At 34.0% G+C, this 18,576-nt stretch carries 16 protein-coding genes and 2 pseudogenes; 14 read left to right on the forward strand and 4 right to left on the reverse strand.

Annotation, left to right across the window (positions count from 1 at the left end; all coding sequences use genetic code 11):
• Together pdxJ and acpS are read left to right on the forward strand one after the other, a co-directional pair.
• A complete protein-coding gene (gene pdxJ / locus AC5YGB_RS04630) occupies positions 1-732 on the forward strand; it encodes a pyridoxine 5'-phosphate synthase (RefSeq protein WP_496138016.1) in 732 nt (243 codons plus the stop codon).
• Positions 729-1,118, forward strand: coding sequence for a holo-ACP synthase (gene acpS, locus AC5YGB_RS04635; protein ID WP_496136751.1), 390 nt, complete (start codon positions 729-731; stop codon positions 1,116-1,118). The genes pdxJ and acpS overlap by 4 nt, the downstream gene beginning before the upstream one ends.
• A 3-nt stretch (positions 1,119-1,121) precedes the next feature.
• Here the strand turns inward: acpS and ssb are convergent, their stop codons facing one another.
• From ssb to AC5YGB_RS04650, 3 genes are read right to left on the reverse strand one after another with little or no spacing between them, the layout of a single operon-like run.
• Positions 1,122-1,589, reverse strand: coding sequence for a single-stranded DNA-binding protein (gene ssb, locus AC5YGB_RS04640; protein ID WP_020028110.1), 468 nt, complete (start codon positions 1,587-1,589; stop codon positions 1,122-1,124).
• 17 nt (positions 1,590-1,606) lie between these two features.
• The gene (locus AC5YGB_RS04645) at positions 1,607-2,764 is read right to left on the reverse strand and encodes an MFS transporter (protein ID WP_496136752.1); all 1,158 of its coding nucleotides are present in this window, start codon (positions 2,762-2,764) and stop codon (positions 1,607-1,609) included.
• A 15-nt stretch (positions 2,765-2,779) separates the two neighbouring features.
• Positions 2,780-3,553, reverse strand: coding sequence for an outer membrane protein assembly factor BamD (locus AC5YGB_RS04650; RefSeq protein ID WP_496136753.1), 774 nt, complete (start codon positions 3,551-3,553; stop codon positions 2,780-2,782).
• Positions 3,554-3,697: 144 nt separating this feature from the next.
• On the opposite strand from AC5YGB_RS04650, the gene AC5YGB_RS04655 reads away from it, so the two are divergent.
• From AC5YGB_RS04655 to AC5YGB_RS04680, 6 genes are all read left to right on the forward strand, one after another.
• Positions 3,698-5,803: a RelA/SpoT family protein gene (locus AC5YGB_RS04655; RefSeq protein WP_496136754.1), complete on the forward strand. Its 2,106-nt coding sequence runs from the start codon at positions 3,698-3,700 to the stop codon at positions 5,801-5,803.
• A gap of 75 nt (positions 5,804-5,878) precedes the next feature.
• Positions 5,879-6,076: a Fe-S cluster assembly protein IscX gene (gene iscX / locus AC5YGB_RS04660; RefSeq protein ID WP_496136755.1), complete on the forward strand. Its 198-nt coding sequence runs from the start codon at positions 5,879-5,881 to the stop codon at positions 6,074-6,076.
• Positions 6,073-7,347: a Tol-Pal system beta propeller repeat protein TolB gene (gene tolB, locus AC5YGB_RS04665; protein WP_496136756.1), complete on the forward strand. Its 1,275-nt coding sequence runs from the start codon at positions 6,073-6,075 to the stop codon at positions 7,345-7,347. Before iscX ends, tolB begins: the two co-directional genes overlap by 4 nt.
• Positions 7,348-7,357: 10 nt before the next feature.
• The gene (locus tag AC5YGB_RS04670) at positions 7,358-8,206 is read left to right on the forward strand and encodes an OmpA family protein (RefSeq protein ID WP_496136757.1); all 849 of its coding nucleotides are present in this window, start codon (positions 7,358-7,360) and stop codon (positions 8,204-8,206) included.
• A 46-nt stretch (positions 8,207-8,252) separates the two neighbouring features.
• Complete coding sequence (locus AC5YGB_RS04675; protein WP_496136758.1) at positions 8,253-8,900, forward strand: tetratricopeptide repeat protein; 648 nt, start codon at positions 8,253-8,255, stop codon at positions 8,898-8,900.
• A gap of 4 nt (positions 8,901-8,904) precedes the next feature.
• Positions 8,905-10,194, forward strand: coding sequence for an aminodeoxychorismate synthase component I (locus AC5YGB_RS04680; RefSeq protein WP_496136759.1), 1,290 nt, complete (start codon positions 8,905-8,907; stop codon positions 10,192-10,194).
• 8 nt (positions 10,195-10,202) lie between these two features.
• Here AC5YGB_RS04680 and AC5YGB_RS04685 read toward each other — a convergent pair whose 3' ends face one another.
• Positions 10,203-12,077 carry an NAD+ synthase gene (locus AC5YGB_RS04685; RefSeq protein WP_496136760.1) on the reverse strand — a complete coding sequence of 625 codons (1,875 nt, stop codon included), beginning with the start codon at positions 12,075-12,077 and terminating at the stop codon, positions 10,203-10,205.
• Between the two features lie 435 nt (positions 12,078-12,512).
• On the opposite strand from AC5YGB_RS04685, the gene AC5YGB_RS04690 reads away from it, so the two are divergent.
• The 6 genes and pseudogenes from AC5YGB_RS04690 to AC5YGB_RS04715 all read left to right on the forward strand — a co-directional run bounded on the left by AC5YGB_RS04690 (position 12,513) and on the right by AC5YGB_RS04715 (position 18,519).
• Positions 12,513-13,520: a transporter substrate-binding domain-containing protein gene (locus AC5YGB_RS04690; protein WP_496136761.1), complete on the forward strand. Its 1,008-nt coding sequence runs from the start codon at positions 12,513-12,515 to the stop codon at positions 13,518-13,520.
• 111 nt (positions 13,521-13,631) lie between these two features.
• Positions 13,632-14,841: pseudogene (locus AC5YGB_RS04695) on the forward strand (amino acid ABC transporter permease).
• Positions 14,842-15,988: pseudogene (locus AC5YGB_RS04700) on the forward strand (amino acid ABC transporter permease).
• Between the two features lie 14 nt (positions 15,989-16,002).
• Entirely contained in the window at positions 16,003-16,746 is a 744-nt protein-coding gene (locus AC5YGB_RS04705; RefSeq protein ID WP_496136762.1) for an ATP-binding cassette domain-containing protein, read from the forward strand.
• 126 nt (positions 16,747-16,872) lie between these two features.
• A complete protein-coding gene (locus tag AC5YGB_RS04710; RefSeq protein ID WP_496136763.1) occupies positions 16,873-17,277 on the forward strand; it encodes a Fic family protein in 405 nt (134 codons plus the stop codon).
• A gap of 372 nt (positions 17,278-17,649) precedes the next feature.
• On the forward strand, positions 17,650-18,519 hold the full coding sequence (locus tag AC5YGB_RS04715; protein WP_020025446.1) for a DMT family transporter: 870 nt from the start codon (positions 17,650-17,652) through the stop codon (positions 18,517-18,519).
• The last annotated feature ends 57 nt before the right edge of the window (positions 18,520-18,576 follow it).

Here is an 18,576-nt window from a genome sequence, read left to right on the forward strand (position 1 = left end):
ATGGATATATTTTTAGGTGTAAATATTGATCACATTGCTACATTAAGACAAGCAAGAGGTACTCGTTACCCAAGCTTGATTGATGCTGCAAAAATATGCGAGGGTTCAGGTGCAGATAGCATTACTCTTCACTTAAGAGAAGATAGACGCCATATTCAGGATCAAGATGTAGAGGAATTAAAATCTAGGCTCGCAACCAAAATGAACTTGGAGATGGCTGCGACAGATGAAATGTTAGAAATAGCAACTAAAATTTTGCCTGAAGACTGCTGCCTCGTTCCAGAAAAGAGGCAAGAGCTGACGACTGAAGGAGGCTTAGATGTTCTATCTCAATTAGGCAGAATCAAAGAAGTTTGTTCTGAATTAAGCACAAACAACATTAAAGCCTCTTTATTCATCGATCCTGACAATTATCAGATTGAGGCAGCTGTTGAATGCGGCGCACCAATTATTGAAATTCATACAGGTCATTATGCAGACGCATCATCTGCAGCTGAAATGCAAAAAGAGCTTCAAAAAATCTCAGAAGCTTGTGCTTATGCACACAGTCTTGGCTTACAGGTCAATGCAGGACACGGTTTAACTCTTGACAATACAAAAGCTATTGCTGAAATTAACAGTGTCGTAGAGCTAAATATTGGTCACTCAATAATCTCCAGAGCTCTTTTTGTCGGCTTAGGAGCCGCTACATCTGAAATGAAACAGTTAATAAAAGAGGCAAGAGGTTTGTGATTTACGGTATTGGGACAGATATAGTAAACATAGAGAGAGTCCAAAATATTTTGATCAAAAACCGTGATGGCTTTATCAATCGAGTGTTAACAGAACACGAGAGAGCTCTATTTACTAATAAAGCTGACAGTGCGGCCTTTTGCGCAAAGAGGTTTGCAGCTAAGGAGGCATTTGCTAAATCCTTGGGAACTGGAATAGGAAGGGTGGTTAGCTTCCAAGATCTTACAATAAGAAACAACGAAAATGGTAAGCCTTACTTTATGCCAAGTGAAAAACTTAGGCTGTACCTGCTAGAAAAAGGAATTAAGCAGGGTCATTTGAGTATTTCTGATGAAAGTAATCATGCAGTAGCATTTGTTGTACTCGAGTCAGACTCAAGCTCTTAACAGCTAAAAAGGAATATCATCCTCAAATTCATCAGGCGCAACTGGAGTAATTGCAGGCGCTGGTTGAGAGGCTTGCTGCGCTTGAGGCTGAGATTGCTGCATTGGAGCACTTGAATTCATATCATCCCTTCTATCTAGCATTTGAAGAGTCCCACTATAGCCACTAATAACGACCTCTGTAGTGTAGCGATCTTGTCCACTTTGATCTTGCCATTTTCTTGTCTGGAGTTTGCCTTCTACATAAACCTTTGAGCCTTTATCAAGATATTGGCCAGCTATTTCAGCTACCTTACCAAACAAACTAACCCTATGCCATTCTGTTCTTTCTTGCTTTTGACCAGTACTTTTATCTGTCCAGGATTCACTTGTTGCGATAGATAAATTACTAATTGCGTTTCCATTTGAAGCATATTTAATTTCTGGTTTTGCGCCTAAATTACCAACCAAAATTACTTTATTTATTCCAGCCATTCTATTGATTACTCCTGTTAAGTTTTAGATTTCAGTGGCATAAAAAGAATCAAAAGCCACCAGATTATTGCTACAAATATGGTAAATAAGAATACACTATTTAAATTGTAAATGTCATAAATAAAACCACCAATTGCTCCGCCAATAAAGGTGCCAAGAAATTGTGATGTAGAGAAAATTCCCATTGCTAAACCTCTCTTTGAAGCGCTTGCAGTTCTGGATAATAGAGAAGGGAGCAAAGCCTCAACAGTATTAAATGCTACAAAAAATATAGTTAAGGTAATGAGGAAAACCTTGAAGTTTAAATTTAAACTAAAGAAGATAATTTGACTCACTATAAGCAACAAAATACTAATTAATAATATGTACTTTGTCTTTTTAAATTTTTCAGAGATAATAATTAGAGGAATCATTCCTAAAAATGATAATAGGACTGCTGGAAGATAGAGCTGCCAATTATCTATCATGCTTACAATTTGATTTTCCATTATAAGAAGAGGCATCACAATGAACCCAGCAGCCAGAATTAAATGTAGTGAAAAAATACTAAAATCAAGGGCAAGTAACTCTTTTGTAAAAGTCTCTTTAAATGCTCCAAAAGATAATTTGTAGTATGTAATAGAATTATTTTGCTTTAAAGAGAGCACAATAATCATAGCAATCAAAGATAGAAGTGCAATTATCCAAAAAAGGCCTGAAAGCCCAACTCTTGATGAAATGATTGGTCCAATGAGAAGTGAGAGCATAAAAGCAACCCCTATTTGAAATCCAACGAATGCATTCGCCTTTGCTCTATTTTCTTCACTAACTGAATCAGCTAAAAACGCCATAAGAACAGCTGATATAGCACCTCCCCCTTGAAATGCACGACCAATGACAACAATGATAATATTTGAAGTATTAGCTGCTAAAATGCTGCCAAGAAGAAAGACTAGGAGGCCAATTAACAGAATTGGTTTTCTACCAAACCGATCTGAGAGGTAACCAAAAGGTATTTGAAATATAGCCTGTGTTAGGCCATAAATTCCTATTGCCATTCCAATAAGAAAAGGGGTTGCACTTTCATAATCTCCAGCATAAACACTCATCACTGGAAATAACATAAATAAACCTAGCATTCTTATCGCCATAACCAGCGAAACCTTTAATGCAAAGAACCTTTCAGCTGAACTCATAAATAAAATATATGCTTACTTCTTAACTGAATAGCCTGGTGAGTAGTTTGGATAGCTCGAGGATAAAACTTTTCTGGCATCAATGGCTAACTCATCTGCATTGATCTTGTCATAATTGTATGCCATTAGATGAAGCCCATCAGGAATCGATGCACTATTTGGATAATTTTCAATGATAAACTTTGAACGATTAATAGCAGCTATATGGGAGCCAATTTCAGTATAGTAGACAGCAACATAAAATTCATGCCTTGCGAGAGTATTTCGAAGTTTAACTAGCCTCTCTTTGGCATTTTCAGTGTAAACAGAATTGGGAAAATTTTCAATCAATTCAACAAAATATTGATAAGCATCTGCTACACTTTCCACATCTCTTTGGGCGCTATCAGTAATTAATTTATCAAGAAGTGAGCTTGACTTTTCTTCAGCTACGATTCCTTTTAAGTAATATGCATAGGGTGAAGAAGGAAGGTTAGGATATCTTTTAATAAACTTATCTAACTCTATAATAGCCCTATTATATTTTTTTTTCTTAAACAGGCTATAGGCAATATCTAATCTTGCCTGAATAGCATACTTAGAGCTAGGATATGATGATAAGATAATTTCATACTGATCAATGGCTTGATCTAATATTCCGCTATCTTCCTTATCCTTAGCTTGTTCATATAATTCTTTAGGAGTTAATCCATCAGCGACAAGTTTCTTTGTGTCTTTGGCGCCACCTATAAAAGAACAGCTTGACAAAAACAAAACAGATGAGATAAGAAATATAGAGCGTTTATTCATTTTAACTTTTGATTATTAAATATGGAATAGGAAATTATACTAGTGTGCTTTTTATCTGGAAACCTTTATGCAAAGAACTTATAGCTCTCATCAACATGATTATATAATTACCATGAAAAAATAATAATAAATAAATAGATTTTAATGGCAACTAATTTTTTTCAAATTCAATCCCAGGCGTCCTTTTTGTATGGAGTTTTAGGTAAATATCTTTCTGAAGAAGAGATCAAATTAGTTAAAAGGGCCTATATGATTGCCGATAAGGCACATTCTGGACAGTACAGAAAATCTGGAGAAGCCTATATTAGTCACCCATTATCAGTTGCACTGATTCTTGCAGAGCTAAAATTAGACTATCTGTGTATAGTTGCAGCTATTCTTCATGATTGCATAGAAGATACTTCGGTTACAAACGAGGATGTTAAAAATGAATTTGGGGAGCAAGTTGCACATATAGTTGAAGGAGTGTCAAAATTAACAAGCCTGGAATTCACTTCTAGCTCACAAAAACAGGCACAAAATTTTCAAAAACTCATATTAGCAATGTCAAAAGATATGAGAGTTATGATTATCAAGCTAGCAGATAGACTTCATAACATGAGAACTATTGGTTCGATGAGTGAAGAAAAACGCGTGCAGAAAGCAAAAGAAACTTCTGAACTACATGCGCCAATTGCCAGAAGATTAGGTCTCCATAGTATCGGAGTTGAGCTAGACGACCTTTGTTTTCAAACATTACACCCCAGAAAACACATAATTATTAAGAGAAAAATTAATAAGCAATATGGAAATCAAAAGAAAACAATAAACCTTATTAAATCTGAAATTGAGAGTAGATTAAAGTTTGAGCAAATTGTTGCAACAGTGGAAGGGCGCCAAAAGCAACCATCAAGTATTTATAATAAAATGAAAATTAAGTCACGAAAATTTTCAGAAGTTTTAGATATGCATGCATTTCGTGTTGTAGTTGAAAATACGAATGCATGTTATCAAGCATTAGGGCATATTCACAGTTTATTTAAACCTATTCCCCTAAAGTTTAAAGATTATATTTCGGTGCCTAAACCAAATGGGTATCAGTCTCTTCATACTGTTTTAATAGGCCCAAGAAAAATGTTTATTGAGGTCCAAATTAGATCACAAGAGATGGATTTTATATCTGAATATGGTATTGCAGCTCATTGGCACTATAAAAATAAGGAAAAGCCTTCAAAAAAATTAGCGCGTAATTGGATGGGCTCATTATTAGATATTCAGCAAAATACGGATACATCAGTTGATTTTTTAGAAAGTACTAAATCAGATTTATTTTCTGATGAAGTTTTTGTTTTTACTCCTGCTGGAAAAATAATTCAGTTACCTTTAAGAGCTACAGTCCTTGACTTTGCTTATGCTGTTCACACTAATATAGGAAAAAAGGCTCAAAAAGCAACAATAAATGGTAACGAAGTAGAGCTTTCAACTCGCCTCAAATCAGGGCAAACAGTTGAAATCATTATTGGAAGATTTGTAAAGCCAAAGCCAAGTTGGCTAGATATTGTTGTGACTTCAAAAGCAAAAACTGCTATCAAAGCTCACTTGAAAGATAATTCTAAAGTGGAGCTTTCAAGACTTGGCAAATTATTAATAGCTGACGCTTTAAAATTTCAAAATATTAAAATTAACGACGTCCCATTAGATAAATGGAATAAATGTTTTAAAGAGCTCAATTGTGTTGATTTTGAAGATTTATATATTCGAGTTGGACTGTCTGAAATTTTTGTAGCAGTAGTTGTTAATAAGCTATTACAAGATATTAATAACGAAACTATTAACACTATTTCTTTAGGCCAAACCAAAGGTATGGCAATAAATTTTGCTCATTGCTGCTTTCCTATACCAGGAGATGAAGTAACTGGCGTTTTAACCTCACAAAAGGGATTAGTTTTGCATCGTTCAAATTGTTCAAATCTTGAACACATCAAAGAAAAAAATGCTCAATGGATGGAGGTTGACTGGAAGTCAGATGGTATAGAACAGTTTGAAGTTGCAATAAGCTGTTTAGTTGAGAACCGAAGTGGAAGATTAGCTGCTATAGCAAATACGCTCGCAAATCTTGGAGTTAATATTGAAAATATTGAACAAAAACAAAGACCAGGATCAGATAGGCTTTTTTATATCACACTAGTAGTTACTAATGTTATTGAACTTAGCAGTGTTCTTAATAAGCTTAATAAGCTACCTCACTTAATTTCAGCTGGTAGACTTTAATTTTTAAAAATGTTTAACTCGAACACTTGAATTGATTAAAATTAGAGCATTAAATTTACTGCTCTTTAAACGATAATGATTTGTTGGACCGATTCATTAGAAATAGCAATCTCTCTGGCGGATAACTTTCCTGAAATTGACCCAAAAACAATTAATTTTGTTGATCTTCGTCAACTTGTGCTTAATCTAGAAGAGTTTGATGAAGGTCAGAGTAAATGTGGAGAAAGGGTTCTTGAGGCTATACAAATGAACTGGATTGAGGAGAACGAATGAAAGTTTTAAAATTTTTAATCTCATTAAGTGTATTCATTTCTTTATCTGCAAATGCACTTCTAGAAGTTAACATTATCAAATCAAGAGAGGCCGCTTTTCCAATTGTAATAGCTCCATTTGAGGTGATTGGAAATTCTGATAATGTTGATATTGCAAAAATTATTAGAGATAATCTGAATCGCTCAGGTCAATTCAATGCCCTTAGTTCAGAAGCCCTTATAACTAATCAAATTGATTTTAATTTTTGGCAAGAGCATAAAAAAGATGCTGTGGTATTTGGTAAAATTGAACAAGTAAGTAGTAAAGTTTATAACGTCTACATTTACATTTATGATGTTTTTTCAGAGAAAAGCCTCTATCAAAAGAAAATTAGAGTCCACAATAGTGGCTTTAGAAGAATTGCACATTTCTTAAGTGACAAAATCTATTATGTTTTATTGGGGCAAAAAGGTTCATTCGATACTAGACTTTCTTATGTAACAGTATCTGAAAATAACAATGGAGGAAGAACATACAAGCTGCAAATTTCAGACTCTGACGGATTCAATCCTCAAACAGTGGTTAGATCATCAAATCCAATTCTCTCCCCTGCCTGGTCAAAAGATCAAAAAAAACTTGCATATGTCTCTTTTAAAAATAACAGATCAGAAGTTTTTGTAATGACGCCATTTTTAAAAACAATTCCAATTAAATTACCAAAATTTGATGGAATAGCGTCATCACCAACTTGGCATCCTGATGGTGAGAGTATTGCTCTAACACTATCAAAAAATGGCAACAAAGATATTTATCTATATGATTTTAAGTCTAAACCAATTCCATTAACTACTAGTATTGCTATTGATACTGAAGCTAGTTTTTCTCCTGATGGAACCAAAATCGCATTTACTTCCAATAGAACAGGACAGGTTCAGGTTTATATTAAAAATCTTAAATCAGGAAAAATTTCTAGAGCAACTTTTGAGGGGCGCTATAACGCAAAACCAGTTTTTTCTCCTGATGGAAAAGATTTGGCTCTTATTCATCGAGTTGGAAAAGACTATAGATTAGCGCTTCTTGACATAGCATCAAGAGACTTAACAGTAATGACGCAAAATAAATCGGATGAGTCACCCTATTTTTCACCAAATGGTGGTATGATTATTTACTCAACTAATAGGGACAATAAAGGAATATTGTCTATAATTTCACTAAATAATAATCAAGTTGTTGAGTTAATGCAAAAAGAAGGTGAGGTAAGAGAGCCTAGCTGGTCAAACTATTCAAATTAAGGAACCTAAAATGTCAAAAAAAATTCTATTACTATCAAGTGTAATTTTTCTAAGCTCATGTGCTACATCGAGTATTTCTGAGCTTGGCGATAAATTTTTGGATTTAATCAACCCATCAGACGATGCAACTGAAGTTGCTATGCTAAGTGGAGAAGAAACTCTTATTGCAATAGATGATGCTGGAGGTTTCACAATCGATGAACTCGAAGAATTATCTAATGATGAATTAATTGCTATTGCAAGAGAAAAAGGTCTTGAAGACCTAATACTTCTTGATGATGATGGAAATCTTTTAAATAGAGACCAAATTATTAATGCAATTGTTGAAAGTGCTGCTCTACTTGAAAGTAAATCTGAAGAATTAGAGTCAATGTCAGATGATGAGCTTATTGAGATTGCTGTTGCTAAAGGTTTAACTGAACTTGTAGCATTAGACGCAGATGGTAACCTGGCAAATCGAGATGAATTAGTAGAAGCATTATTAGAAAGTGCTGCCGCAACTGAGGCTGCAATCAGTGAGTTTGGTAATATTGCAGATTCATTTACGTTGTATTTTGCCTATGACGATACTGAAATTGATGAAGTAGCGACTAGAACAATCATCCAACATGCAAACTTCATGCAAGAAAATCCATCAGTAAACCTTCGCTTAGAAGGGCATGCTGATGAGAGAGGAACTCGTGAATATAACCTTGCACTAGGTGAGAATCGAGCCCTGAGTGTAAAAGAAGTTCTTGGTCTATATAACCTAGATGATAGAATCATCGTTGTAAGTTACGGAGAGGAGTCGCCTATCCTGACTGGCAGCAATGAGGAAGCCTGGGAGAAAAACCGAAGAGTAGAATTCTCTTACTACTAAAGGCAATTTGTTTAAAAATCAGTTTAATTAGATATTCTATCGTCTGATGAAAAAGGTTTACTATCTTTCATTATTTTGTTTTTCATTATTATTGATGTCGTTTAGAGCTACTTCTGGTGAAGGATTAAATGCTGATCTTGCAATACTGAAAATCAATAAAGATGTAAAGTCTTTGAACAATGAAATTCTTACTTTAAAAGGTGAGATTGAAATCTTGCGGGAAAATCAAAGACTTAATTCTGAAAAAATTGACGAACTTCTTCAGATGATTGAATTAAGCCAAGCAACCAACAATCAATCAGAAAAATCAGTTGAAACTAGTCTACAGCCCTCTAAGCTTTATAGAGATGGAAAGAGTAGTTTTGTTCTTGGAAATTATGATAAAGCCATAGAACTCTTTTTAAGTCATCTTAACACTATTCCAAGTAATAAAAGCTCTTCAGATACACAATTATGGCTTGGTCGCTCCTACTTCTACAGCGAGTCTTACCTGAAGTCAAAAAATGCATATTTAGATTTTCAAATTTTAGGTACTGAACATCCAAAGTATGCTGACTCTTTATATGAATTGTCTAAAGTTTATATAGAACTTAATGAAGCCAGTGAAGCCAAGATGCTTTTAACTCAAATGCTTAAAGATTATCCAAGTCATATTCTTTTCAATAAAGCTTCTGCACTCATTCAAAACCTTTAAATAAGTGGCAACTATAGAAATTCAAAAAGTTGACTTGGCATCTTTTTGTTATCTAAACAAAGAAAGATATCCGTTTTTACTCGAAAGTGTAAATCATAATGAAAATAATAGGTATTCAATTTTATTTGCTTTTCCAGAAGAAAATATTGTTCTGAGAGATTTTGCAGATTTTGATTTTTTGAATGAACTTGAAAGCCAGTGTAAACAAAAAAGCGGTAACACAAACCTTCCTTTTAATGGTGGGTGGTTTGTATACTTATCATATGAACTCATTGGGCAAATTGAGCCTACCTTAGCAACCAAACTTCACAAATCTAATATTCCTATTGCTTACGCAGTAAAAATTCCAACTGCAATAATAACCGATCATAAACTCAAAAAAACATATGTGATTGATGAAGATAATAATCACACACGAATTAACCAAATATTATTAGATATTAAAGCTATTAAAGCCATACCAGACAAGCCTCTAGATGGCAAGATTTCAGAGGAAAGCAACGAAAAGTTTACAGATGGTGTTAAGAGCAGCCTAGATTATATTGTTGCGGGTGATGTCTTTCAGGTTAACTTATCGAGAAAGTGGTCATATGCTCTAAGCTCAAAAAAAAATTCGGCAATAATATATAAACAACTTAAAAAGGTTAATCCGGCTCCCTTTTCAGCTTTAGTTCAATACGAAAATTTTAGTATTATTTCATCTTCGCCTGAGAGATTGTTTAGTGTCAATGATGGTGTGTTAGAGACAAGGCCAATCGCAGGAACGCACCCAAGAGCAGTAGGGCACTTAGATGATGCTCAAAAAGAAAATCTTATTAGTCATCCTAAAGAAATAGCTGAGCACGTTATGCTTTTGGATCTAGAAAGAAATGATATGGGAAGGGTGTGTGAATATGGAAGCGTTTATGTTAATGAGATAATGACTTTAGAAACTTACCCTTATGTTCATCATATCGTTTCAAACATAAAAGGCAACCTTCGAGAGCATATTGGAGTTAAGCAAATTGTCAAAGCATTATTTCCAGGTGGAACAATAACAGGCTGCCCTAAAGTTCGATGTATGGAAATTATTAATGAACTTGAGCAAATGCCTAGGGAGGCATATACAGGTTCAGTAGGATATGTAAGTCAAAATGGTAAAATGGACTTCAATATTCTTATTAGAAGCTTTATCCATCAGGGAGACACTCTCACTTTTAGAGCTGGTGCGGGAATTGTATTCGACTCTAACCCTTTGAGAGAACTTGCTGAGACTCGTCATAAAGCCCAAGGATTGATTAAGGTTTTTGAGTAATAACAACTCTAGGGTTTAAACTTTGACGTCATAGGGTAACGCCTTTCTTTTCCAAAGGCATTACTACTTATTTTGGGCCCAGGTGCAGATTGTCTTCTTTTGTATTCATTTCTTAAGATTAAAGAAGTAATCTTGCTGACATCTTCAGAGTTATGACCATTTTCTATAATTTCATTAACAGACTGTTTTTGTTCTACAAATCTCATCAAAATATCATCCAAGATATCATAGGATGGAAGAGAATCTTGATCAACTTGATCAGGCGCAAGCTCTGCTGAAGGAGGTCTAGTTATTACCCTTTCAGGAATGACATTAGAAAGTGTGTTACGATATTTTGCAAGCTTATACACCATAGTTTTTGATATATCTTTCAGTGGCGCAAAGCCGCCGCACATATCACCATATAATGTAGCATAGCCAACAGCCATTTCAGACTTATTGCCTGTTGCAAGGACAAGCTTATGAGATTTATTAGATAAAGCCATTAAAAGGGTTCCACGGACACGTGACTGAATATTTTCTTCAGTAGTATCTCTAGAAGTATTTCTAAATTGATCACTCAGTGATAAGTTAAATGAGTCAACCATTGAATGGATGTCGATACTAGAAAACTCTACACCCTGGGTCTTAGCTTGAAGCTCAGAGTCTTTTAGGCTCATATCAGAAGTAAATTGATATGGCATCATAACTGCATGAACATTTTCTGCACCAATTGCATCAACAGCAATTGCTAAAGTTAAAGCAGAATCAATGCCTCCAGATAAACCGATTAAAGCACCACCAAAAGTATTTTTTTGAATATAGTCCTTTGTTGCTAAAACAATGGCAGAATAAATTAAAGATTCTTTACTCGCTAAAGAAGGAGTGAATGTTGTATCAATATGAGCAACACTCAGCTCTTTAAAGGCTGGGAGTTGAAGTGATACATCTCCTTGATTATTAACTATGAAGGAGTTACCGTCAAATACAACCTCATCCTGGCCACCCACCATATTCACATAAATGAAGGTAATATCAAACTTTAAAGCATAATTTTTACAGATATTTATGCGCTCACTTTGCTTATTAAGTTGAAATGGTGAGGCATTAAGCGAAACTACAATATCAATACTCGATTGGCATAAATTAAAAATGGGGCCTTCAACCCATTGATCCTCACAAATTAACACGCCTATTTTGGTATTTTGACATTCAAATACAAAAGAATCAACGCCGGATGAAAAATAACGCTTTTCATCAAAAACACCATAATTTGGTAATTCTTGCTTGTTATAAATATTAATGATTCGATTATTTTGAATAAGATAGGCACTATTAAAAAGAAAGTCATCAGCTTTGTTCGGCGCACCAAATAAAATTGAAATGTCTGAAGGCGCCAAATTACAGAAATTTGTTATTTCATCTTTGACCTGATTAATAAATCCATCTCTAAACAATAGATCTTCAGGAGGATAACCAGTCAAAGCCAACTCTGGAAATATTATTAAATGAGCTCCAGCATTATTAGCTTCAATAGTCAAATCAAGCATTTTTTGTGCATTTATCTTAATATCCCCAACAATAGGGTTAAATTGCGCGATTTGAATTTTAATTGGTAGAGACTCAGAAAATATATTATTAAGCTGCTCTTGCCAAAATTTAGACTTCAAATTATTTCCAGTATTTATTGCATGCTCTAACTTAGTATTTGCAACGACTTCAGCGGGATCAATATTAAGGATATTAGCAAACAGCCAGGCATGTGTTTCACTTAAAGCCGCCTTTCCAGAGTTATATTTACTTAGATTTGACTGATTTATATCATATTCTTTTGCAATTTTATAATCAGAATATCCTGTCTTATTACGCACCATAGCTAGGTATTCGGTTGTTTTAATATTCACAGTACTTCGTTAGTTAAACTATATATTAGTTATTTTATACCACTAAAGGTATAAAATAACTAATATTGATAAAATTTAATATATATATATATGTAATATATAACTAAATAAGCTATAACCTATTGATATATATAGAAATATATGGTATTTTTTTTATCTTTTTTTTTTAGTATATTTACAAATAAGCAAACTAATATTTAAAAAAAACAAAATTTCAACTCAATACTTAAGTTGAATTAAATTCAACTTTTTAGCTTTCTAAATACACATAATTATTGAATTAATAGGTTTAAATAGGCATCGCTAGTTGAATTGATTTAAATTATTTTTTATTAATTAATTCGAATGTTATCTATAACTAGTGATAAAATTTCTTGAACCCTCATTTATTTGTGATGGTTTTTTATACTTTTAATATCTCATAGGAGAAACAAAATGAAACAATTATTTAAATTGTCTTTGGCTTCTGTTCTTGTTGCGGGCTCTTTTGCCGTTCAAGCTGGAACTTTAGCTGATGTATTAGACAGAGGCGAACTTCACTGTGGAGTTACAACTGGTGTAACTGGATTTTCTGCTCCAGACTCAGCTGGTAACTGGACAGGTATTGACGTTGACGGATGTCGTTCTGTAGCTGCTGCTGTATTTGGCGATGCTTCTAAAGTTAAGTATGTTCCTTTAACAGCTAAAGAAAGATTTACTGCACTTCAGTCTGGTGAAATCGACGTTCTTTATAGAAATACAACATGGACTATGCAACGTGACGCTTCATTAGGCTTAAACTTTGCAGGTGTTAACTATTATGATGGTCAAGGCTTCATGGTTATGAAATCTCTTGGCGTTTCAGACGCTATGGAAATGAGTGGTGCTTCTGTTTGTATTCAAGCGGGTACTACTACAGAACTAAACCTAGCTGATTGGGCAGGTGCTAATGGAATCTCATATGATTCAGTCGTAGTTGAGACAAGTGCACAATCACTTGATGGATTCCTCGCTGGTCGTTGTGATGTTTTAACATCTGATGTATCTCAGCTAGCTTCTCTACGTGCTGCTATGGATGATCCTGATGCTGCTGTGATCCTTGGTAATGTTATTTCTAAAGAGCCTTTAGGCCCAGTTGTGCGCCAGGGCGATGATGAGTGGTTCAATATTGTTAAGTGGACTCTAATTGCTATGATTCAAGCAGAAGAAAGTGGTGTAACTAGCGAAAATATTGATACAGTTACAACCAACCCTACTGTTGAACGTCTTGCTGGTCGTGCGTCTCAGACTCACGAATATCTTCATTTAAGCCCTAGCTGGTCTTACGATATTATTAAGCAAGTAGGTAACTATGGTGAAAGCTTTGAGAGAAACATTGGTGTAAACACTCCAATTGGTCTTTCTCGTGGCCCTAACCAGTTGTGGACTAAAGGTGGAATCCTTTATGCCCCAGCATTTAGATAATTAAATATCTAAAAAATTTAAACCAGCCTGTTATACTTTAACAGGCTGGTTTTTTTTTGCCCTTTTTTGATCAAAAGCTCTCAGTAAAATATTCGAATTTAATATAAATTTATGAAGTCTATTAATAAATTTTCTAATCTTAAAAATCTTACTTTTAAAGAATTAATCTACAATAATGAAGTAAGGGCTCTCTTTATTCAAGTAGCTACAGTAGTTATTATTTTTAGTTTGTTTTATATGATGATTCAAAACCTCAATGAGAACATTGAAGCAAGAGGTATTGTTTCTGGATTTACCTTTCTTGAGGGAAGATCAGGTTTTGACATTCTGCCTTTTCTTGGAAGTTATATTGTCAAATTTTCTCCTAACTCTTCCAATCTTGAAGTTTTTTATGTGGCAATAATAAACACTTTTGTTTGTGCTGGGGTTGGCATCATTCTCTCAACAATACTAGGACTTCTTATTGGTATTGCTAGATTATCTAGTAATTACTTAATCTCCAGGCTTTCAAATGCCTACATTGAATTATTTAGAAATATTCCTATTCTTTTACAAATCTTATTTTGGTATAACATTTTTTTAAATGCATTGCCTCACCCAAAAAAGAGTATTTCTCTTTTAGATTTTATTTTTATAAACAATCGAGGCTTTTATTTTACCAAATCCTATCCCACAAGACGGCTTTTTATGGGTTTTTATTGCTTTCATTATTGGCGTCGGATCTGCCATTTATTTAAAACGTCACTTTAAAAGAAAACAGGATGAGACAGGCAAACAAACTAATACGATTGGATACTCGCTTGCATTAATTCTTATATTTCCTATTATTGTTTTCTTATTACTTGGGTCGCCCCTTCAATTAGATTACGCAATACTAGGAAAATTCAACCTAAAGGGAGGGCTGGCGATTGTTCCAGAATTTGTAGCCCTTACGCTTGCATTAAGTGTATACACTGCAACCTATATTGCTGAAGCCATTAGATCTGGAATTGAAGCGGTCGATAAAGGTCAAAAAGAGGCTGCAGCAGCAATTGGACTTACCCCGATTCAATCACTTAAGTTAGTAGTATTACCGCAAGCCCTTAGGGTAGCTATTCCGCCAACTATTAACCAGTATTTAAATTTAACCAAAAACTCCTCCCTGGCAGCAGCTATTGGCTACCCAGAACTCATGTCAGCATTTGGAGGAACTGTTCTTAATCAGGTAGGGCAGGCTATTGAAATTCTAACGATGGTTATGCTGGTATATCTAGTAATCTCATTAGCAATTTCAGTCTTACTAAATTATGTCAACAAAAAAATGGCAATACAGGGTCGATAAATGCCAATAAATCAACTACAAACTACCAGAATGCCACCCAAGTCTCAAATTGGAGTAACCTTGTGGCTTAAAGAAAATCTCTTCTCTACTTGGACAAATAGCATCTTAACTGCTATTTCTTTGTATCTACTTTATATTATCGTGCCACCCCTTTTGAATTGGCTCTTAATTAGCGCTAACTTCAGTTTTGGAACAGTCAATATCTTTGGATTCAATATCCAATTTAGTGAAGAAATGGCAACAAACTCAAATTGTGGCAGAAGTGCTGCATGCTGGCCATTCATATATGAGAAATTTGATATGTTTATATATGGCTTCTATCCAAGAGAAGAACTTTGGAGACCTAATGCTGTTTTTGCCATAACTGCACTTCTATTTATTAGTGTCAAGCTTATAAAAAACTTAAAACATAAAAATAAAATATTGCTATCTTTTATGGTTGCATATCCCGTTATATCCTACTTTTTATTGCTTGGAGGCCTAGGAATTCTTCCAATAGTAGAAACCTATAAATTAGGCGGCTTGATGTTAACTTTAATCATAGCCTCATTTGGAATTATTATTTCATTTCCTATTGGTATATTATTAGCACTAGGAAGGCAATCAGAGTTATCAACAGTAAGATTTTTCTCGGTAATGTATATTGAATTTATTAGAGCAGTGCCGTTAATTACCATTCTTTTTATGGCCTCCAATGTATTACCTATTTTTTGACTCGGGAGTAAGCATGGATAAGCTTGTTAGGGCTTTAATTGCAATAACTCTCTTCCAGGCGGCATACATGGCAGAAGTTGTGAGAGGAGGGCTTCAGGCTATTCCAAAAGGGCAATATGAGGCTGCAGATGCTATTGGCTTGAGTTACTATCAAAAAAATATACTAATTGTTCTTCCTCAGGCGTTAAAAATTTCAATCCCAAATATTGTTGGCTCTTCAATCTCTTTATTTAAAGACACGACATTAGTGCTGATCATCGGATTAATGGACTTCCTAGCTGTAGTAACTGGTGCTGCAGCAGATAAAGAATGGCTTGGAAGACACTTAGAAGGGTATGTGTTTGTTGCAATGGTCTTATGGGTTATGCTTTACACTATGTCAAGATACTCAAAAAAATTAGAATTACGTTTTAATACAGAAAATACAAATTAATCAGGCTAAGTATTATGAAAAAAGAAAATATTATTGAAATAAGTGATCTAAATAAATGGTATGGGGATTTTCATGCCCTCAAAAACATCAATTTAAATGTTAAAGAGGGTGAAATCATTGTTGTTTGCGGACCCTCTGGTAGCGGAAAATCTACACTTATTAGATGTGTAAATTTTCTGGAAAAATTTCAAGAAGGGCAAATACTTGTTGATGGAACTGAGCTTACTGATGATGCACAAAAAATCAGAAAGATTAGAAGTGAAGTTTCAATGGTTTTCCAGCACTTTAATCTATTTCCTCATCTTACGATAGTTGACAACCTTACACTTGCACCAATATGGGTTCATAATGAGACAAAGCAAGAGGCCAGGGAGAAAGCTTTAAAACTATTAGATAGGGTAGGTATTAAAGACCAGGCTGAAAAATATCCAAATCAGCTAAGTGGCGGTCAGCAGCAAAGAGTAGCAATAGCCAGATCTCTATGCACTAATCCAAAAATAATGCTATTTGATGAGCCTACCTCTGCTTTAGATCCTGAGATGATTTCAGAAGTGCTAGATGTAATGGTTGAGTTGGCAAAAGAAGGCATAACAATGATTTGTGTAACACATGAGATGGGCTTTGCAAGAAAAGTTGCCAATAGAATAATATTTATGGATGATGGCCAGATTGTTGAAGAAAATGATCCAGAAAACTTCTTTACAAATGCAGAATCAGACAGATTACAGCTATTCTTAAACCAAATATTAACTCATTAGCAATATCTATAATAAGACAATAATGATTTAAGAGAGTTTAATGTTTGCCAATTCTGCAAACTTAATACCAACCAGAACCATTAATACGTAATATAATTGTTAGTAATTAACTTACATATATCAGAGATGTTTAAGTTTTTAAAAAAAGAAAACTCTACAAAAGAAATATCAGCAGAATTAGTCCAAAATGAAGACTGGACTAAAGACATAAAACGTAGTAAAAAAATTGGTCAAGAAGTAGAGCAATTATCATTTACGTATGACTCTGAAAGTCATATTAGAGATAAAGGGACTAAGAAGGGACTAAGCAGGGACCATCTAATAATTTTAAAAAAATGCAAGAATGAAAGTACCGCTTTAGAATTAATGAAGATTCTAAAAAGAACCAATAAGTCTAAGTTTAAAACTGTAATAATAAATCCACTTATCGATCATAAATTCTTAGAGTTAACTATTCCTGAAAGTCCCAAAAGTCCAAGTCAAAAATATAGGACAACTGGTAAGTTTGTTAAGAGAAGAGTTAAAGATTAAATAAATAAAGCTCTAGTATTGTAGAAAAGGGTCTTTTTTTTATATCAAAACACCCTTTCACTCTAAATATTCGATTTAAGCTACTTTTATAATTTTAATAATAACTTTCCTGTATTAGTTAATAAAGTGCTCTATATGTGTAAATTTGCGGTTCATTGCGTAACTCATTGTTTTTTATGAATATTCTATTAAATTTCATGTTTTTTATACGTATTATATTCGTATAATTTATATTATGTTAAATAATACTAATTCTTTTCAAATGCAACATACTTAAACCCTATATTAAGAAATATGGATAATATATTCCTTAGTCCCACCCTACTAGTTCTAATATTGTCTTTTTTTTAACTTGGTCCCAATGTTTCTAATATGTCTATAAATAAAAGAAGTTATCAGCTTTTAGGCTTGCTTGTTATCGTGTGGGGTTCTTCTTTTCTCCTTATTGATCGTGCGCTTTTATTTTTCACACCTGAGCAAGTTGTTGGTTACAGACTAGTCATTGGAGCTATTACTATGTTCGCTATTGCGCTTTATTATGGCAAATCTTTTCCAAGAACGATAACTCCCTGGCTGCACTTTATTGTCTATGCAGTGATTGGAAACATTTTGCCTTATCTGCTTATCGCAACTGGTCAATTAACTATTACGTCTGGTATGGCTGGCTTACTTATGGCTTTTATGCCCTTAGTTACACTTGTTTTGGCTCACATTTTTCTTCCCAATGACAAACTCACTAGATTTAAAATTTTGGGCTTTATCATTGGTATATCCGGAGTTCTTTTTATACTTGGACCTTCTATTAATAATGGCAACAATACTCTTTTTGGAATTTTATTAGTTCTTGGTGCTGCCTGTGCTTATGCTATAAACACCATTATCGCCTCTCGACTTCCTTCTTATGACCCCTTAGTGTCAAGTGCTAGCGTTCTATTAGTTGCGAGTTTACTTTCTTTCTTTATTTGGCCCAACATCTTTTTTATTAATTTTTCTAATATTCCATTTATTAGTGGTGTGAGTATTTTATTATTAGGTGCCCTACCAACTGGGATTGCTGCCTTTCTTTACTTTATCATTATTAATACTGCTGGCGCTACATTTCTATCTAATATTAATTATTTAATACCCGTTGTTGCTTTTTTTCTTGGAGCTTTATTACTTGGGGAAGATATTCTTTGGCAAAATATTTTGGCACTTCTCCTTATTATTTCTGGTATTTTCATATCAAGGAAAAATACTTAATTCTAATTTTTTTTCTCTTACGATATTCTCTTTTTTTTCAATTAGTTAGATAAAAAT

It is taken from the genome of Candidatus Pseudothioglobus sp. uisw_142, from assembly GCF_059512465.1.